Source organism: Streptomyces sp. NPDC093984 (assembly GCF_044764595.1).
Taxonomy (GTDB): domain Bacteria; phylum Actinomycetota; class Actinomycetes; order Streptomycetales; family Streptomycetaceae; genus Streptomyces; species Streptomyces cynarae.
The window spans coordinates 417,700-434,289 of the sequence record NZ_JBIWIM010000001.1; the positions used below are offsets into that span (position 1 = coordinate 417,700).

Annotated in this window: 14 protein-coding genes; 3 read left to right on the forward strand and 11 right to left on the reverse strand. The window is 70.6% G+C overall.

Going from position 1 to position 16,590, the window contains the following annotated elements:
- The first annotated feature begins 108 nt into the window (after window positions 1–108).
- Complete coding sequence (locus ACIRC0_RS01955) at window positions 109–570, forward strand: nitroreductase family deazaflavin-dependent oxidoreductase (RefSeq protein ID WP_403609942.1); 462 nt, start codon at window positions 109–111, stop codon at window positions 568–570.
- Here ACIRC0_RS01955 and ACIRC0_RS01960 read toward each other — a convergent pair.
- Entirely contained in the window at window positions 560–1,792 is a 1,233-nt protein-coding gene (locus ACIRC0_RS01960; RefSeq protein WP_403609944.1) for a geranylgeranyl reductase family protein, read from the reverse strand. The genes ACIRC0_RS01955 and ACIRC0_RS01960 overlap by 11 nt on opposite strands.
- A gap of 209 nt (window positions 1,793–2,001) precedes the next feature.
- Here ACIRC0_RS01960 and ACIRC0_RS01965 point away from each other — a divergent pair, with 209 nt between their 5' ends.
- Entirely contained in the window at window positions 2,002–3,357 is a 1,356-nt protein-coding gene (locus tag ACIRC0_RS01965; RefSeq protein ID WP_403609946.1) for a dipeptidase, read from the forward strand.
- Window positions 3,358–3,492: 135 nt separating this feature from the next.
- On the opposite strand, the gene ACIRC0_RS01970 is transcribed toward ACIRC0_RS01965, so the two are convergent.
- The 8 genes from ACIRC0_RS01970 to ACIRC0_RS02005 form a co-directional block, all read right to left on the reverse strand.
- On the reverse strand, window positions 3,493–4,656 hold the full coding sequence (locus ACIRC0_RS01970) for an ABC transporter ATP-binding protein (protein ID WP_403609949.1): 1,164 nt from the start codon (window positions 4,654–4,656) through the stop codon (window positions 3,493–3,495).
- Window positions 4,653–5,729, reverse strand: coding sequence for an ABC transporter ATP-binding protein (locus ACIRC0_RS01975; RefSeq protein WP_403609951.1), 1,077 nt, complete (start codon window positions 5,727–5,729; stop codon window positions 4,653–4,655). Before ACIRC0_RS01975 ends, ACIRC0_RS01970 begins: the two co-directional genes overlap by 4 nt.
- Window positions 5,730–5,761: 32 nt before the next feature.
- Window positions 5,762–6,754 carry an ABC transporter permease gene (locus tag ACIRC0_RS01980; RefSeq protein ID WP_403609953.1) on the reverse strand — a complete coding sequence of 331 codons (993 nt, stop codon included), beginning with the start codon at window positions 6,752–6,754 and terminating at the stop codon, window positions 5,762–5,764.
- A 135-nt stretch (window positions 6,755–6,889) separates the two neighbouring features.
- A complete protein-coding gene (locus tag ACIRC0_RS01985) occupies window positions 6,890–8,515 on the reverse strand; it encodes an ABC transporter substrate-binding protein (RefSeq protein ID WP_403609956.1) in 1,626 nt (541 codons plus the stop codon).
- Between the two features lie 149 nt (window positions 8,516–8,664).
- Window positions 8,665–9,696, reverse strand: a complete 1,032-nt coding sequence (locus tag ACIRC0_RS01990; RefSeq protein ID WP_403609959.1) for an ABC transporter permease — start codon at window positions 9,694–9,696, stop codon at window positions 8,665–8,667.
- A gap of 607 nt (window positions 9,697–10,303) precedes the next feature.
- Window positions 10,304–11,347 carry an NUDIX domain-containing protein gene (locus tag ACIRC0_RS01995; RefSeq protein WP_403609961.1) on the reverse strand — a complete coding sequence of 348 codons (1,044 nt, stop codon included), beginning with the start codon at window positions 11,345–11,347 and terminating at the stop codon, window positions 10,304–10,306.
- Between the two features lie 182 nt (window positions 11,348–11,529).
- Window positions 11,530–11,724, reverse strand: coding sequence for a hypothetical protein (locus tag ACIRC0_RS02000; protein WP_403609963.1), 195 nt, complete (start codon window positions 11,722–11,724; stop codon window positions 11,530–11,532).
- 63 nt (window positions 11,725–11,787) lie between these two features.
- Window positions 11,788–12,741, reverse strand: coding sequence for an ROK family protein (locus ACIRC0_RS02005; protein WP_403609965.1), 954 nt, complete (start codon window positions 12,739–12,741; stop codon window positions 11,788–11,790).
- A 269-nt stretch (window positions 12,742–13,010) separates the two neighbouring features.
- Between ACIRC0_RS02005 and ACIRC0_RS02010 the strand changes: the two genes are divergently transcribed.
- A complete protein-coding gene (locus ACIRC0_RS02010; RefSeq protein ID WP_403609968.1) occupies window positions 13,011–14,072 on the forward strand; it encodes a LacI family DNA-binding transcriptional regulator in 1,062 nt (353 codons plus the stop codon).
- Between the two features lie 51 nt (window positions 14,073–14,123).
- On the opposite strand, the gene ACIRC0_RS02015 is transcribed toward ACIRC0_RS02010, so the two are convergent.
- Entirely contained in the window at window positions 14,124–15,428 is a 1,305-nt protein-coding gene (locus tag ACIRC0_RS02015; RefSeq protein WP_403609970.1) for a DUF6986 family protein, read from the reverse strand.
- A gap of 187 nt (window positions 15,429–15,615) precedes the next feature.
- Window positions 15,616–16,578, reverse strand: a complete 963-nt coding sequence (locus ACIRC0_RS02020) for an electron transfer flavoprotein subunit alpha/FixB family protein (RefSeq protein ID WP_403609973.1) — start codon at window positions 16,576–16,578, stop codon at window positions 15,616–15,618.
- Window positions 16,579–16,590: the final 12 nt, after the last annotated feature.

Genomic DNA, 16,590 nt, shown 5'->3' on the forward strand with positions numbered 1-16,590 from the left:
CGTCGCCCCAAAAAGAGAGCACTGCTCTTGCATTGGACCACCGATCTCGCGCACACTGCTCTTGAGCGAGAGCACCGCTCACACTTCCAGGCCCCAGGAGGCCCCGCCATGTCCGACGCCCGGTCCGCGCACGTCCGGAAGCCCGGCTGGTTCACCGTCAACGTCTTCAACCGCGCCGTGGCCTGGATGACCCGCCGTGGCATCAGCGTCTGGGGCTCCCGGGTCCTCGCGGTCCGCGGCCGCAAGACCGGCGAGTGGCGGACCACCCCCGTCAACCTGCTGACCGTGGACGGGCAGCAGTATCTTCTCGCCCCCCGCGGCCATGTCCAGTGGACCCACAACATGCGCGCCGCCGGCGGCGGCGAGCTCCGGCTCGGCAAGCACGTCGACGTGTTCACCGCCACCGAGGTCGCCGACGACGACAAGGTCCCGCTGCTGCGCGCCTACCTCGAGCGCTGGAAGGCCGAGGTCGGCGTCTTCTTCAACGGGGTCGGCCCCGACTCCCCCGACGCCGACCTGCGCCGGATCGCCCCGGACCACCCCGTTTTCCGGATCACGGTCACGAGCTGACCTCGCCGCCCGCCGGCCGCCGGTCCAGCGCGGTCAGGGCGCGCTGGGCGATCGGGCGGGTGCGGACGATCTCGCCCAGCGACGTGGCCCCCTGCGTGATGTCCTTGAACGCGTTCCAGGCGGGCCGGAAACCGGTCAGCGCCGCGTGGAAGAGACCGGGCCGGCGTTCGAACGCGTTCAGCAGCCGCTTGCCGACGCTCATCTCGACGCCCAGGCCGGCCTTGATCGCGAAGGCGTAGTTCAGGGCCTGGCGGCGCGTGTCGACCGCGTCGTGCGCCTCCGCGATCCGTACCGCCCACTCCCCCGCGAGCCGCCCGGACCGCAGCGCGAACGAGATCCCCTCCCGGGTCCACGGCTCCAGCAGCCCCGCCGCGTCCCCGCACACCAGCACCCGCCCGCGCGACAGCGGCGAGTCGTCGGCGCGGCAGCGGGTCAGGTGCCCGGAGGAAATGCTCGGCCGGAACCCGGCGAGTCCGAGCCGGGCGATGAAGTCCTCCAAGTACCGCTTGGTCGCGGCGCCTTCACCACGCGCCGAGATCACGCCCACGGTCAGCGTGTCGCCCTTCGGGAAGACCCAGCCGTAGCTCCCCGGCATCGGCCCCCAGTCGATGAGGACCCGCCCCTTCCAGTCCTCGGCGACGGTCTCCGGGACCGGGATCTCCGCCTCCAGGCCGAGATCCACCTGGTCGAGCTTCACCCCGACATGGGCTCCTATCCGGCTGGCGCTGCCGTCCGCGCCCACCACGGCACGGGCGAGCAGCGTCTCGCCGCCCTGCAGGACGACGGCGACCGTACGCCGGTCCGGCACCGCAGAGCCGTGCTGCTCGACCCGCGACACCGTCGCCCCGGTGCGCAGTTCGGCGCCCGCCTTCTGCGCGTACTCGACGAGCTGCTGGTCGAACTCGGGCCGGTTGATCAGCCCGAACAGCATCTGCTTGGAGCGGCGGGTGCGGGTGAAGCGGCCGTTGTTCGAGAAGGTGACCGCGTGCACCCGGTCGCGCAGCGGCAGCTCGAAGCCGGGCGGCAGGGCGTCGCGCGAGGGGCCGATGATGCCGCCGCCGCACGTCTTGTAGCGGGGCAGCTCGGCCTTCTCCAGCAGCAGCACGCTGCGTCCCGCGACCGCCGCCGCGTAGGCGGCCGAGGCCCCCGCGGGTCCCGCGCCCACCACGACGACGTCCCACACCCGCTGCACGCCGTCCGCCGAAGAGTTCTCGCCGCTCACGATGGTCTACTGCTCCCGATCAAGCCGCCTGCCGCATCTGTCCCCCGCATCCTACGGCCGCGTCCTCACAGGCCGCTGTGGGAGGATCTGCAGCGTATGCGCCCTGCGCCGGCATGCGCGTACGCCCGAAGGACCGCCCGTACACACCCGCACACGTCCACAGCAGAGGTACTCATCGGTACCTGAGTCGCAACCTGAGGAGCGTTTCCATGTCGTCGAATCCGATCGCCGAGACCGTCGCCTCGCTGATGCCCAGGGCGAAGGAGGAGCTCACCGAGTTGGTGGCCTTCAAGTCGGTGGCGGACTTCGACCAGTTCCCGAGGAGCGAGAGCGAGGGCGCCGCGCGGTGGATCGCCGACGCGCTCACCGCCGAGGGCTTCCAGGACGTGGCGCTGCTCGACACCCCGGACGGCACGCAGTCGGTCTACGGCTACCTGCCGGGCCCCGAGGGCGCGAAGACCGTGCTGCTCTACGCCCACTACGACGTGCAGCCGCCGCTGGACGAGGCCGGTTGGACCACGCCGCCGTTCGAGCTGACCGAGCGTGACGGCCGCTGGTACGGGCGCGGCACCGCCGACTGCAAGGGCGGCGTCATCATGCATCTGCTGGCGCTGCGCGCGCTCAAGGCGAACGGCGGCGTGCCCGTGCACGTCAAGGTCATCGCCGAGGGTTCGGAGGAGCAGGGCACGGGCGGCCTGGAGCGGTACGCCGAGGAGCACCCCGATCTCCTCGCGGCCGACACGATCGTCATCGGCGACGCGGGCAACTTCCGCGCCGGTCTGCCGACCGTGACCACCACCCTGCGCGGTATGACCCTGGTCCGCGTCCAGATCGACACCCTCGAAGGCAACCTGCACTCCGGTCAGTTCGGCGGCGCTGCGCCCGACGCGCTGGCCGCGCTGATCCGTGTGCTGGACTCGCTGCGCGCGGAGGACGGTTCGACGACCGTGGAGGGCCTCGACGGCGAGTCTCCGTGGGAGGGCCTGAGTTACGACGAGGAGCAGTTCCGCAAGGATGCCAAGGTCCTCGACGGGGTGGAGCTGACCGGTTCCGGGTCGGTCGCGGACCGCATCTGGGCGCGCCCTGCCGTGACCGTCCTCGGCATCGACTGCCCACCGGTCGTCGGTGCGACCCCGTCGGTGCAGGCGAGCGCGCGGGCGCTGATCAGCCTCCGGGTGCCGCCGGGCGTGGACGCGGCGGAGGCGACGAAGCTGCTCCAGGCCCATCTGGAGACGCACACGCCGTGGGGCGCCCGGGTGCGGACGGAGCAGATCGGGCAGGGCCAGCCGTTCCGCGCGGACACCTCCAGCCCGGCGTACGCGGCGATGGCCGAGGCGATGGCGGTCGCGTACCCCGGTCAGGAGATGAACTACGCGGGCCAGGGCGGCTCCATCCCGCTCTGCAACACCCTCGCGTCGCTCTACCCGGGGGCGGAGATCCTGCTGATAGGTCTGAGCGAGCCGGAGGCCCAGATCCACGCGGTCAACGAGAGTGTGTCGCCACAGGAGTTGGAGCGGCTGTCGGTCGCGGAGGCGCTGTTCCTGCGGAACTACGCGGCGAGCTGAAACCGCTGGGCGGCGCCGTCAACGGTGTGGCGCGCGACGGACGTCGGCGGGCGGGCTCGGTGCGGTGAAGCCGCCCGCCCCGTCGCACGCCGAGCGCCTCGCGGGCGGGGGCCTTGGACAGGAGCCCCCACCTGGTCAGGAGTTCCTCTCGGTCGGTGACTTCTCCAGCGCGGCGAGCGCCGGGTCGAGGACGATGTCCTCACCGCGTGCCTCGACCGTCGGCTCCTCGGGAAAGTGGCAGGCGGTCAGATGTCCCTCGGGGTTGGCCGTGAGGCGAACGAGCGGCGGCTCGTCGGTCGCGCACTTCTCCTGCGCCTTCCAGCAGCGGGTGCGGAAGCGGCATCCCGAGGGCGGGTCGATCGGGGACGGCACGTCGCCGGCCAGGCGGATGCGCTCGCGCCGCTCGGTGCCGTCCGGATCGGCCTCGGGAACGGCGGACAGCAGTGCGTGCGTATAGGGGTGCCGAGGCCGTGTGTAGAGCGTCTCCCGGTCGGCGACCTCGACGATCTTCCCCAGGTACATCACCGCGACCCGCTCGGAGAAGTGGCGGACGACGGCGAGGTCGTGGGCGACGAAGACGAAGGCGATACCGAACTCCCGCTGCAGGTCCTGCAGCAGATTGACGACCTGGGCCTGGATGGACACGTCCAGCGCCGAGACCGGTTCGTCGGCCACGATCAGCTTCGGCCGCAGGGCGAGTGCGCGCGCGATGCCGATGCGCTGGCGCTGGCCGCCGGAGAACTCGTTCGGGTAGCGGTTGTAGTGCTCGGGGCTGAGACCCACCGTCTCCAGCAGTTCCTGGGCGCGCCTCTTGTGGCCCTGTGGCGGGTTGATCCCGTTGAGCTTCATCGGTGTCTCGATGATGGTGCCGACGGTGTGCCGCGGGTTCAGCGAGGAGTACGGATCCTGGAAGATCATCTGGAGGTTCCGGCGCGCCTCCCGCATCTTCGCGACGGGTTTGTGGGTGATGTCCTCACCGTCGAACACGATGCTGCCGGCCGTGGGCTCCAGCAGCCGCGTGATCAGGCGTCCGGTCGTCGACTTGCCGCACCCGGACTCGCCGACCAGGCCCAGCGACTCGCCGGCCCTGACGGAGAAGTCGATTCCGTCGACGGCGTGCACGGCCCCTGTCTGCCGCTGGAACACGATGCCCTGCCGGATCGGGAAGTGCTTCTGCAGACCGCTGACCTCGAGCAGGTTCTCGCCGGCCGGCGGCTTCGCGGACGCCGGGGAAGCGAGTTCTTCGGGGATGGACTGGGTGGTGCTCACGGCATGCTCCTGTTCGTCCGCCGCCGTCACTGCTCGGCCTCTGCGGCTCGGCCGCCGCGGATCTGTCGTTTGGTCTCTGCGGTGAGGTGGCAGGCGGCGATGTGCTCGGCGGTACCGGAGACCGTCAGCAGTTCGGGCCGCTCCACCGTGCAACGCCCCTCCGGCACCCAGCCCTTGTAGGCGCAGCGCGGGTGGAAGGCGCAGCCGCCGGGAAGGTTGATCAGACTCGGCGGGCTGCCCGGGATCGGGTTCAGCCGCCGGGTGACGTCGTCTCGGATGTGCGGCATGGACTGGAGCAGTCCCCAGGTGTAGGGGTGCTCGGGCTGCTTCAGCACGTCCCGCACGGTGCCGTACTCGATCCGGCGGCCGCCGTACATGACCAGGATGTCGTCGGCGATGTCGGCCACCACGCCGAGGTCGTGGGTGATGATGATGACGGCGGAGCCGAACTCCTCCTGCAGGTCGCGGATCAGGTCCAGGATCTGCGCCTGGACGGTGACGTCGAGGGCGGTCGTCGGCTCGTCGGCGATGAGCAGCGCGGGGTCGCAGACCAGGGACATGGCGATCATGGCGCGCTGTCGCATACCGCCGGAGAACTGGTGCGGGTAGTCCTTCACGCGCCGCTCGGGCTGCGGTATGCCGACCCGCTTCAGCATCTCCACGGCGCGGTCCTTGGCCTCCTTCTTGGACACCTTGTGGTGCACCTGGTAGGCCTCGGCGATCTGGGCGCCGACGGTGAAGAACGGGTGCAGCGCGGACAGCGGGTCCTGGAAGATCATGGAGACCGTGTCGCCGCGCAGCTCCCGCATCTCGTTCTCGGGCAGGGCGACGAGTTCCCTGCCCTCCATCCAGATCTCGCCGGAGACCCGGGCGCGCGTGCCCTTGTGCAACCCGAGCAGGGCCAGCGAGGTCACCGACTTGCCCGAGCCGGATTCACCGACGATGCCGAGGGTCCGGCCCTTCTCCAGGGTGAAGGACACTCCGTCGACGGACTTGACGATGCCGTCCTCGGTCGGGAAGTGCACGCGCAGGTCCCGTACGTCGAGGAAGGAGGAGGGCGCGGGCGTGACGTCCGCGGGCTGTGGCGAGGTCTGCAGGGACACTGGTGTTTCCTTGGGGGCTGCGGGGTCGGGTGTCAGGCGAGGCGTACGCGGGGGTCGACGAGGCCGTACACCAGGTCCACCACCACATTGGCGAGGACGACGAACGTGGCGGCGAAGAGGGTGGTGCCGAGGATGACGGGCAGGTCGGAGTTCTCCACCGAGTTCACCGCCAGCTTGCCGATGCCGTTGATCCCGAACACCGACTCGGTGATGACCGCGGAGCCGCCGATGAGCGAGCCGACGTCCATGCCGAAGATGGTGATGATCGGGGTGATCGCGGCCCGCAGCCCGTGCTTGAGGACGACCGTGCCGGCCGGCAGCCCCTTGGCCCGGGCGGTGCGCATGTAGTCCTCGCTGAAGACCTCCAGCATGGAGGAGCGTGTGAGCCGGGTGTAGAAGGCTAGGTAGACGATGACCAGGGTCGCCCACGGCAGAAGGAGCCCCTGGAACCACGCGACCGGGTCCTGGGTGATGGGGGTGTAGCCGGAGGCCGGCAGGAGCTGCCACTTGTCGACGAACACGAAGAGCAGCAGCAGGCCGATGAAGTAGATCTGCGTGGAGACGCCGACCAGCGCCAGTCCGACCGCCGCCTTGTCGACGGCCTTCCCCCTGCGGACCGCGGCCGCCGTGCCGAGGCCGACGCCCAGGACGAGGAAGGCCACCGCTGCGCCGGCGCCGAGCGAGAGGTCCGCCGGGAAGTCCTGCAGCAGGGTGGTCAGTACAGGGGTGTCGGTCTGGAAGGAGACCCCGAGGCAGGGCGCGCCGCAGTGGATGCGCATGCTCTGGTCGCCGTAGTCGCGGCCGACGAAGAGCCCCTTGAAGAACTCCCAGAACTGCGTCGTGGTGCTCCGGTCGAGGCCCAGCGAGTGCTTGATCTCCGCGAGGCGGGAGGGGGAGCAGGTCTTTCCGCAGGCCAGGAGTGCGGGGTCGGAGGGCAGCGCGAAGAAGATGAAGAAGGTGATCACACTGATCACGAGCAGGATCACGGCCGCTGCCAGCAAGCGGCGGATGAGATAACGAAGCATGTCGTGCTGGGACCTGGCGGGTGCCCGGTCCGCCTCCCTCTAGCTGTGGGCCGGTGGGGTGTGCCTGCGCCCGGTGGGGCTGGACGTGGGTTGGGTGGCCCCGCCGGCGGCGTACCGTCGGCGGGGCCACCGGGGTCACTGCTTGACGTAGACGTGCACGAGGCTGGGCTCGGCCATGATGGTGTCCGGGATGACCCCGCCCACCTTCGAGCCGCTGATGGCGCTGAACTTCATGTACATGAGCGGAACCACAGCGGCGTCCTTCATGATCTGCTCGTCCAGGTTCCCGTAAGCGGTGTTGCGCTGCGAGATGTCGGCTGTCTTGGAAATCGCGGTGATCTGCGCGTTGACCTTCGGGTCGTTCAGGTACGACAGGTCCTGGTTGGCCTGCGGGTTCTTGGCGATGAGGTCACCGTCGAACAGGGTGGGGAGCACGGTGGAGGCGTTCGGCCAGTCCGCGATCCAGTCGCCCCAGGTGAGGTCGTACTGGTTCTTGACGTTGTTGACGGTGTTGAAATAGTTGGCCACCTGCATCGGCACGAGGTTCACCGTGATGCCGATCGCCGCGAGGGAGGTCTTCACCGCGTCACCGAAGTGCTCCTGGGTGGGCGTGTTCTCGATCGCCATCGACATGGTGAGCTTCGGGTCGCCGGCCTGCTTCATCAGCGCCTTGGCCTTGGTGACGTCCCCGGCAGGGCTGGTGCTGTACAGGTTGAACTTCTTGTAACCGCCGATGCCGGGGCTCAGCATCGTGCTCGCGTAGTCGCCGTACGCCTGGCCGCCGAAGGCGCCGCGGACGGTGGTCTTGTCGATCGCGTACTCGATCGCCTCTCGGACCCTGATGTCCTTGACCGTCCGGGTGTTGATCGCCAGGTAGTTGATGCCCGGAGCGGCGTTGTTGTAGTAACGCGACTTGAGCGTCGGGTCGTTGGCGAACGAGTTGAGGTCGGAGCCGGCGAGCGGGTACTGCTCGATCGAGGTCTGGGCGATGCCGCCGTCCGACTTGATCTGCTGGTCGATGGCCGCCTGGTCCTGGCCGAACTTGAAGTCGAACTCGTCGACGTTCTGCTGGCGGATCGGGTCGGTCGACTGCTGCCAGTACTTGTTCTTGACGAGGACGAGTTCCTTGTTCTTGGTGTACGACTTGATCATGTATGGGCCGTCGGACCAGACGTGCGTGTCGTACGTCGAGCCCGTGTCATGGGCCTTGGGCACCGCCGACCACCCGGACATGGCCGTCGTCTCGTTGAAGTCGGCGACCGGCTGGTCGAGGTGGAAGACGATGGTGTACTGGTCCGGCGTCTGGATGGAGTCGAGCTGCTTGCCGCTGTAGGGGCCCTTGTAGTCGCCGCCGCCGACGAGCCACTGCGCCGCGTACGGCGGGCCGCCGTTGATGTCGCCGGAAAAGGCGCGCTCCACACCGTACTTGACGTCCTGGGCGGTGACGTCGGTGCCGTCCTGCCACTTGACGCCGTGGCGCAGGTGGAAGGTCCACACCGTGTCGCCCTTGCTGGGTGTTCCCGTGTCGGTGGCGAGGTCACCGACCAGCTTCGGCGTGGAGCCCGCCTCGTCCCATCCGGTGAGGGTGCGGACGAACAACTCGTCCGTGCTCTGCCCCTCGGTGGTGTAGGTGCGCTGCGGGTCGGTGTGGTCGAAGTCCGACTCGTCGAGGACCGTCAGCGTGCCGCCCTTGACCGGGCCGCTGCTGCTGGTGTTGCTCGAGGAACCACCGCACGCGGTGGCCCCGAGTGCTATCGCCACGGCAGAGGCCGTAAGAGCGACCGCGCGCGTTCTGCGCATCATCTGGGAACTCCGTTCTTGTCATGGGCTCGGCCTGGGCAGTCGTTTGTGGGACGGCCTGTGCCGACACTCGAAGGGCAGCGCGTCGCTGACACTCGAAAGGCAGCGCGTCAGCTGCGGTTGGCGCGGGGGTCGAGGGCGTCCCGGACCCCGTCCCCGAGGAGGTTGAGCGCCAGTACGAGGATCAGGAGCAGGACGCCGGGGATGAACAGGTACATCGGGTCCTGCAGGAAGAACTCGGACGCGTCCGAGAGGAGGGCTCCCCAGTCCGGAGCGGGCGGGATGACTCCGACGCCCAGGTAGGACAGGGCCGCCTCGGTGGAGATGTTCTGCGGGACGGCGAGGGCGAAGGAGATCAGGATCGGCGCCCACAGGTTGGGCAGCAGCTGGCGGAAGAGGATGTGCCGCCGGCCGGCACTCATGATCCGCGCGGCGTCGACGAACTCCCGCTCGCGCAGGGACAGCACCTGACCGCGCACCAGGCGTGCGGTGTAGGCCCAGGCGAAGACCGCGATGTTGAGGACCAGGACCAGCAGCCGGAGGTTCTCGTCCGTCCCGCCGTGACTGTTGGTCTGCAGCGCGTTCTGGATCACCGGGGTGAGCGCGATGATGAACAGCAGCTGCGGGAAGGCCAGCATGACGTCCATGACCCGCGACAGCGCGGAGTCGATCCAGCCGCCGAAGTACCCGGCCGCCAGCCCGGCCACGACACCGACCACGGTGGACAGCACCGCCGACGCGAAGCCGACGAAGAGCGAGGTGCGCAGGCCGTAGACGATCCGGGCGAAGATGTCGTACCCCGTACCCGGCTCGACGCCGAGCAGGTGCTTGAGGCTGATTCCGCCCAGTGATCCGTACGGCTGGTTGCCCGTGTCCGGGTTGATCGCCTTGGAGTCCGGGGTGATCGGGCCCCAGCCGGTGAGCGCGGTGAGCGCCGGGGCCAGTAGCGCGATCGCGATGAAGAGCAGGGTGATCACCAGTGCGATCATGGTGATCCTGTCCCGCCTGATGCGCCTCCAGGCCATCCTGGCGGGTGAGCGGCCCTCGACCGCCGTGCCGCCGGGCAGGGAGTCCTGCGACGGTTCGCCGGCCGGGAGCGTGGTACCGCCGGCGGCCTGGACCGACTGGTGTTGCGTGGTCATCGTATGGACATCCCGGAGGTGAGCTGGGGCCGCCGCGAGGATCTTCCGTCCGGCTCGCCCGCGGCCTTCGCGCTTGTCTCGTCGGCGGCGGACAGGCGGACCGGGGTCGGGCGCCTGGTCGCCGTCGTGGTCGAACTCGTCATGGCGGTTCTGCCCCTGAATGCAGGAGGTGGCTGGCGGCCGGTGTCGGCGCCAGGAGACTGAGCGGACTTTCGCAACCCTGCGCGAGTTCGGTCAACACCGATAAGGCGCCGAAAGGAGACTGTTTACCCGAATGGACAAGGCTTGACGGACGCGGGATGCGGGGTTAGCCCTGCTGTGAATACCTCACGACAGTTTCTTGGCCATCGATTGGCGCAACGCTGCGTGGAGAGGTCGGACACGCCCGGTTCACGGGGCGGGCGACTGGCTCATGGCTCGATCGTCGCCGCAGGTGGCGAGGTGCCTCCAACGCTCCTGCCCCGTCTTCGAGTTGATATTCACACCCGGACGGGGCAGGCGTCCTCACGCTTCTGCGGGAACTCTACGATCCCAGCGAAATCGCCGGGCATTATTAAGAATTCTCAGAATTGCCGCCGCCGTCCGAGGGCAGGCGGGTCATCGGCTCTCAGCCGAGCGGAATTCCCGCTTCGAGGTACAGCGCGGCCCCGCGTTCGCGCGCCTGGAGCGCCCAGCGGAGCCGTTCGTAGCGCACGGGCGGAAGCAGATCGGCCGCTTCCTCTTCCGTGACGAACCGGCAGTCGCGCAACTCCGGGCCGGGCAGCAGGAGTCGGCCGGCTTCCTCGCTGTCGAGGCGGCCGCCGTCGAAGAGGAGGCGCAGACCGCCGTAGCCGGGCGGCGCGGGGGGCTCCCAGTCGAGGACGAGCAGCCGGGGGACCTCTTCCAGCCTGATCCCGGTCTCCTCCTCGACCTCGCGCATCCCGGCGCGGGCGGGCGCCTCGCCGGGTTCGACGACTCCGCCGGGGAACTCCCACCCGGCCTTGTAGGTGGGGTCGACGAGCAGCACGCGGTCCCGTTCGTCGAACAGCAGCACACCGGAGGCGACGGTCTCGGAGGTGGGCTCGGGTGTCTGCACGATCTCGCAGGCGGGTGCCTGGCCGGTCCGGACGGCCTCGGCGATCCGCAGGGCGGCCTCGTAGGGGGTGAGGGCACTGGTGTCGACGGGGTGCGCGTCGGCGGCGAGCCATGTGGCGAGCGCGGTGCGATAGGGCTCGATGTGGTCGTACGACCACTGGCGGATGCGCATCTCCCCGTCGGGGAGGTCGGGCGGGACCTCCCGGCCGGCTATGCGCTGGCGCAGGATCGTTTCGGCCGGAGCGAGGAGGACATGGCGTACGGGGATGCGCCGGGCGGCGAGGCCGCCGAAGATCTCGTCACGGTACTCCTGCCGCAGCAGGGTCATCGGTACCACCAGGACACCGTCGAGTTCGGCGAGCATCGCGGCCGCGGTGTCGATCACGAGCCGTCGCCAGATCGGCAGGTCCTGGAAGTCGCCGACCTCGGCGAGGCGTTTCGGCGGCAGCAGTTGGGTGAGCACTCCGCCGATGACCTCGGGGTCGAAGAGCGTGCTGTTCGGGATCAGTTCGATCAGTTCCCGTGCGGTGGTCGTCTTCCCCGCACCGAACGCACCGTTGATCCAGACGACGGTCACGGTTCCCCCTCTTCTGTTGGCCCCCTGGGGCTTGCCCGCTCCACCCTGCCACGGAAACCCGGCGCTGATGAGGGCGCCTCGGCGTGGCCGAGGTCACCACCACCGCGGCCGCCGGGCTCCGCACACCGCGGCGCCGGGCCCCACCGTCCGGGGGGCACCGGCGCCGCGACGTCGGCTCCCCCTCAGCCGTCCTGCCCCAGGGCGTCGTCGTCCACGGCCAGGCTCTCCTGGCCGATGGTGTGGTCGACGGCGCCGAGAGTGTCCTTGACGCTCAGATCCCCGAGCCTGTCGTGGCCGGCGGCATGGGAGGGGCTGACGGCGGCCACGACGAATCCGGTGGCGAGGGAGGCGATGGCGAGCATGCTGCGCTTCTTCATGCCCTGTTCAACTGCCGAAGGACGCCGGGGTCACGCAACGAACCCCGGCCGGGCTCTTCAGCTTCACACCCCGGCAGCGGTCGCGTCCGTGCCCTTCGCCAGCGCCGCGGCAGCCGCGCCCACCAGGCCCGCGTCCGTGCCCATCAGCGCGGGCGCCACCGTCAGGCGCTGGACGAAGGACAGCGTGGCGTAGTCGGTCAGGGCCTTGCGCAGAGGGGCGAACAGGAGGTCGCCGGCCCCGGCCACTCCCCCGCCGATGACCGCGATGTCGATCTCGACCAGCGTCGCGGTCGCGGCGATCCCCGCGGCCAGCGCCTGGGCGGCCCGCTCGAAGGACGCCACGGCCACCGGGTCGCCCGCACGGGCGGCGGCGGCCACCGCGGCGGCCGAGGTGTCCCCGTCGGGCCCCGGCCGCCAGCCGTCCTCCAGGGCGCGGCGCGCGATGTTCGGTCCGCTGGCGATGCGCTCCACGCAGCCGCGCGAGCCGCACGGGCAGGGATCGCCGTCCAGGTCCACGCTGATGTGCCCGATGTGGCCGGCGTTCCCCGTCGGGCCCGGGTGCAGCCGCCCGCCCAGGACCAGACCGCCGCCGACCCCCGTCGACACCACCATGCACAGCGCGTTGTCATGGCCGCGGGCCGCGCCCTGCCAGTGCTCGGCGGCGGTGATGGCCACACCGTCGCCGATCAGCTCGACGGGCAGCCCGCCCGTCGCCGCCCGGACCCGCTCGACCAGCGGATAGCCGCGCCACCCCGGTACGTTGACCGGGCTCACCGTGCCCGCGGAGGCGTCCACCGGCCCCGCGCTGCCGATGCCGACGGCACGCGCCCGCCCCCAGAACGGGGAGCTGGTCAGCTCCCGTATGACGTCCTCGACGGCCCCCATCACGGTGTCGCCGTCCTCCTGCGCGGGCGTCGCGCGCTGCGCGCGCAGCAGGATCCGGCCGTGGCCGTCCACCAGCGCTCCGGCGATCTTGGTGCCGCCGATGTCGAGCGCGGCCACGAGGTCGGTGTGCATCAGTGTCTGATCTCCCAATGCGTCAGTGGTATCGGCCCCGGCGTACGGCGTGCGGTCGCCGCCGCGGGGTCCGGGCGCCGGGCACGAGCGGGCAGGGAGCGCCCCTGGGGGAAGGCGCGGGCCGGAGAGTGCGGTGGACAGTCTCTCCCGCATCTGACAACGTTGTCCAGGCTCTATGCTCGACGCCACATCCTCATACAACTCCATGGAATCCCGGTAGTGCCCGGGACCGAGGCATCTTCCGTGGACGACAGACAGGACAGCGCATCGTGCCCGAGACCGCCCGCCGCACCGGCCGCCCCGCAGACTCCCACGCCGGGACCCGCTACGGCACCCGTCCGACCATGAAGGACGTCGCGGCACGCGCAGGGGTGGGTCTGAAGACGGTGTCGCGTGTGGTCAACGGCGAGCCAGGGGTCACCCCGGACACCGAGCGCCGGGTCCAGGAGGCGATAGAGGCGCTGGGATTCCGGCGCAACGACAGCGCGCGGGTGCTGCGCAAGGGCCGCACCGCGAGCATAGGCCTGGTCCTGGAGGACCTCGCGGACCCCTTCTACGGGCCGCTGAGCCGCGCCGTCGAGGAGGTCGCCCGGGCGCACGGGGCCCTGCTGATCAACGGCTCCAGCGCGGAGGACCCGGACCGGGAGCAGGAGCTGGTGCTGGCGCTGTGCGCGCGCCGTGTGGACGGACTGGTCATCATCCCGGCGGGTGACGACCACCGCTATCTGGAGCCGGAGATCAAGGCGGGCGTCGCCACGGTGTTCGTGGACCGACCCGCCGGGAGGATCGACGCCGACGTGGTGCTGTCCGACAGCTTCGGCGGCGCCCGGGACGGAGTCGCCCACCTCATCGCGCACGGCCATCGCCGGATCGGCTTCATCGGCGACATGCCGCGCATCCACACCGCGGCCGAGCGGCTGCGCGGCTACCGGGCCGCCATGGAGGACGCGGGCATACCCGTCGAGGACTCCTGGATGTCCCTGGGCGTCACCGATCCCGAGCGGGTGCGCCGGGCCGCCGAGGCGATGCTCGAAGGGCCTGCCCCCGTCACCGCGATCTTCGCGGGCAACAACCGCGTGACCGTCACCGTCATCCGTGTCCTGGCCGCACACAGCCGTCCGGTCGCCCTGGTCGGCTTCGACGACATCGAGCTGGCCGACCTGCTCCAGCCCGGCGTCACGGTCGTCGCCCAGGACGCCGCCGCCCTCGGCAGCACGGCCGCCGAGCGCCTGTTCCGCCAGCTCGACGGCACGCTCATCACCCCGGAGCGCATCGAGCTTCCCACCCGGCTGATCACCAGGGGCTCGGGCGAACTGCCGCCCGCCGACTGAGGTCACGCCCGAGGCCGCGCCCGCACGCCACTGCCGAAGCCACGACGCCCGTCACTGCGCCAAGGCCGTGAGGTCCCCTCGCCTCGGTGCCGCGAAGCCCTCCAGGTCGGCCCGGGTCAGGCCGGTGGCCCGCGTGACCTCTCCCGTGTCCAGAGCGCCGCAGTCCAGCCCCCGCAGCAGATAACCGCTCAGCGCCTTCGCCGTGGCCGGTTCGTCCAGGACGTCGCCGGCGGTGCGATCGGCGTAGCGGGCGAGACGTGCCGCGGCCTGCTGGAAGCCCTCCCGGTAGAAGGCGAAGACGGCCGCGTACCGGGTGGGAAGGTGGCCCGGATGCATGTCCCAGCCCTGGTAGTAGGCGCGGGCCAGCGCCCGTCGGGTGAGCCCGTAGTGCAGCCGCCAGGCGTCGTGTACCCGCTCGGTGGGGCCGACGGGCAGGACGTTCGTGGAGCCGTCCGACAGGCGGACGCCGGTGCCCGCCGCCGCGACCTGCATGACCGCCTTGGCGTGGTCGGCGGCCGGGTGGTCGCTCGCCTGGTGGGCGGCGGACACGCCGAGGCAGGCGCTGTAGTCGAAGGTGCCGTAGTGCAGTCCGGTGGCGCGGCCCTCGGCGGCGTGGATCATGCGGGCGACGGTGGCGGTGCCGTCGGCGGCGAGGACGGCCTGGCTGGTCTCGATCTGGATCTCGAAGCCGAGGCGCCCCGCGTCGAGCCCGTGCGCCTTCTCGAACGCCTCCAGCAGCCGCACCATGGCGGTGACCTGCTCCGGGTACGTCACCTTGGGCAGTGTCAGCACGAGCCCGTCCGGCAGCCCGCCGGCCTCCATCAGGCCGGTGAGGAAGATGTCGAGCGTGCGGATGCCCCGGTCGCGCACCGGTGCCTCCATGCACTTCATACGGATGCCCATGTACGGGGCGGCCGTGCCCTCCCGGTACGCCTGAGCCATCAGCCGTGCCGCGCGGGCGGCCGCCTGGTCCTCCTCGGCGTCGGGGCGCGGCCCGTAGCCGTCCTCGAAGTCGACGCGCAGGTCTTCGATCGGCTCGCGCTCGAGTTTCGCGCGGACGCGGTCGTGGACCGGCTCGGCGAGTTCGTCGCCGAGACCGAGGACCGAGGCGAACGAGGCGGCGTCCGGGGCGTGTTCGTCGAGGGCGGCGAGGGCCCGGTCGCCCCAGGAGCGCACGGTGTCGGCGGCGAAGACGTCACCGGGGACGTAGACCGTGTGGACGGGCTGGCGGGTGCCGGGGTCGCCCGGGTAGCGGCGGGCCAACTCGGCGTCCACCGGGGCGAGGGAGGCACTGATCTCCTCGCGGACGACACCCGCGATGCTCGTCGACACCCGCTCCTGCCGGCCCTGGCCCATCCCACACCCCTCCCGCTTTCCACTGCGCGGAATCAACAATCCGTAGAGCGAAGCTATCCATGGCTCTTGCCGCCGGTCAACACCGTCTGGTGCACGAACCACCCCTCCACCAGCAGGCCCCTGGGACGAACGAAGGCCCCCGCGGACCGCACCTGCGGACGCGGGGGCCTCCCAGCCCTGGAGTCGCTCAGCCCTTGCGGGCCTTGATCTGCTCGGTGAGCTGCGGGACGACCTCGAACAGGTCGCCGACGACGCCGTAGTCGACCAGGTCGAAGATCGGGGCCTCGGCGTCCTTGTTGATCGCCACGATGGTCTTCGAGGTCTGCATACCGGCGCGGTGCTGGATCGCGCCGGAGATGCCGGTGGCGATGTACAGCTGCGGGGACACGCTCTTGCCGGTCTGGCCGACCTGGTTGGTGTGCGGGTACCAGCCCGCGTCCACCGCGGCACGCGACGCGCCGACGGCCGCGCCCAGGGAGTCGGCGAGGGTCTCGATGAGCGCGAAGTTCTCCGCACCGCCCACACCGCGGCCACCGGAGACCACGATCGCGGCCTCGGTCAGCTCCGGACGGCCCGTCGACTCACGCGGCGTACGGCCGGTGATCTTCGTGCCGGTCGCCTTCTCGGAGAAGGTGACGTTCAGCGCCCCGACCGTGCCCGCGGCCGGGGCGGCCTCCACGGCGGCCGAGTTCGGCTTCACCGTGATGACCGGGGTGCCCTTGCTGACACGGGACTTGGTGGTGAAGGACGCGGCGAACACCGACTGGGTGGCCACCGGGCCCGCCTCACCGGCCTCGAGGTCGACGGCGTCGGTGATGATGCCCGAGCCGATGCGCAGCGCCAGACGCGCGGCGATCTCCTTGCCCTCCGCGGAGGACGGGACCAGCACGGCGGCCGGGGACACCTGCTCGTAGGCGGCCTGCAGGGCGTCCACCTTCGGCACGACCAGGTACTCGGCGTACTCGGAGGCGTCGTGGGTGAGGACCTTGACCGCGCCGTGCTCGGCGAGCGCGGCGGCGGTGTTCTCGGCACCGGAGCCGAGGGCGACGGCGACCGGCTCGCCGATACGGCGGGCCAGGGTCAGCAGCTCCAGCGTGGGCTTGCGGACGGCACCGTCCACGTGGTCGACGTAGACGAGAACTTCAGCCATGGGAACGGATCT

Bases quoted from the DNA above. Each gene is read 5' to 3' on its own strand.
- ACIRC0_RS01955 (WP_403609942.1), top strand. From the start codon at position 109: ATGTCCGACGCCCGGTCCGCGCACGTCCGGAAGCCCGGCTGGTTCACC.
- ACIRC0_RS01965 (WP_403609946.1), top strand. From the start codon at position 2,002: ATGTCGTCGAATCCGATCGCCGAGACCGTCGCCTCGCTGATGCCCAGG.
- ACIRC0_RS01980 (WP_403609953.1), bottom strand. From the start codon at position 6,754: ATGCTTCGTTATCTCATCCGCCGCTTGCTGGCAGCGGCCGTGATCCTG.
- ACIRC0_RS01990 (WP_403609959.1), bottom strand. From the start codon at position 9,696: ATGACCACGCAACACCAGTCGGTCCAGGCCGCCGGCGGTACCACGCTC.
- ACIRC0_RS02000 (WP_403609963.1), bottom strand. From the start codon at position 11,724: ATGAAGAAGCGCAGCATGCTCGCCATCGCCTCCCTCGCCACCGGATTC.
- ACIRC0_RS02005 (WP_403609965.1), bottom strand. From the start codon at position 12,741: ATGCACACCGACCTCGTGGCCGCGCTCGACATCGGCGGCACCAAGATC.
- ACIRC0_RS02015 (WP_403609970.1), bottom strand. From the start codon at position 15,428: ATGGGCCAGGGCCGGCAGGAGCGGGTGTCGACGAGCATCGCGGGTGTC.
- ACIRC0_RS02020 (WP_403609973.1), bottom strand. From the start codon at position 16,578: ATGGCTGAAGTTCTCGTCTACGTCGACCACGTGGACGGTGCCGTCCGC.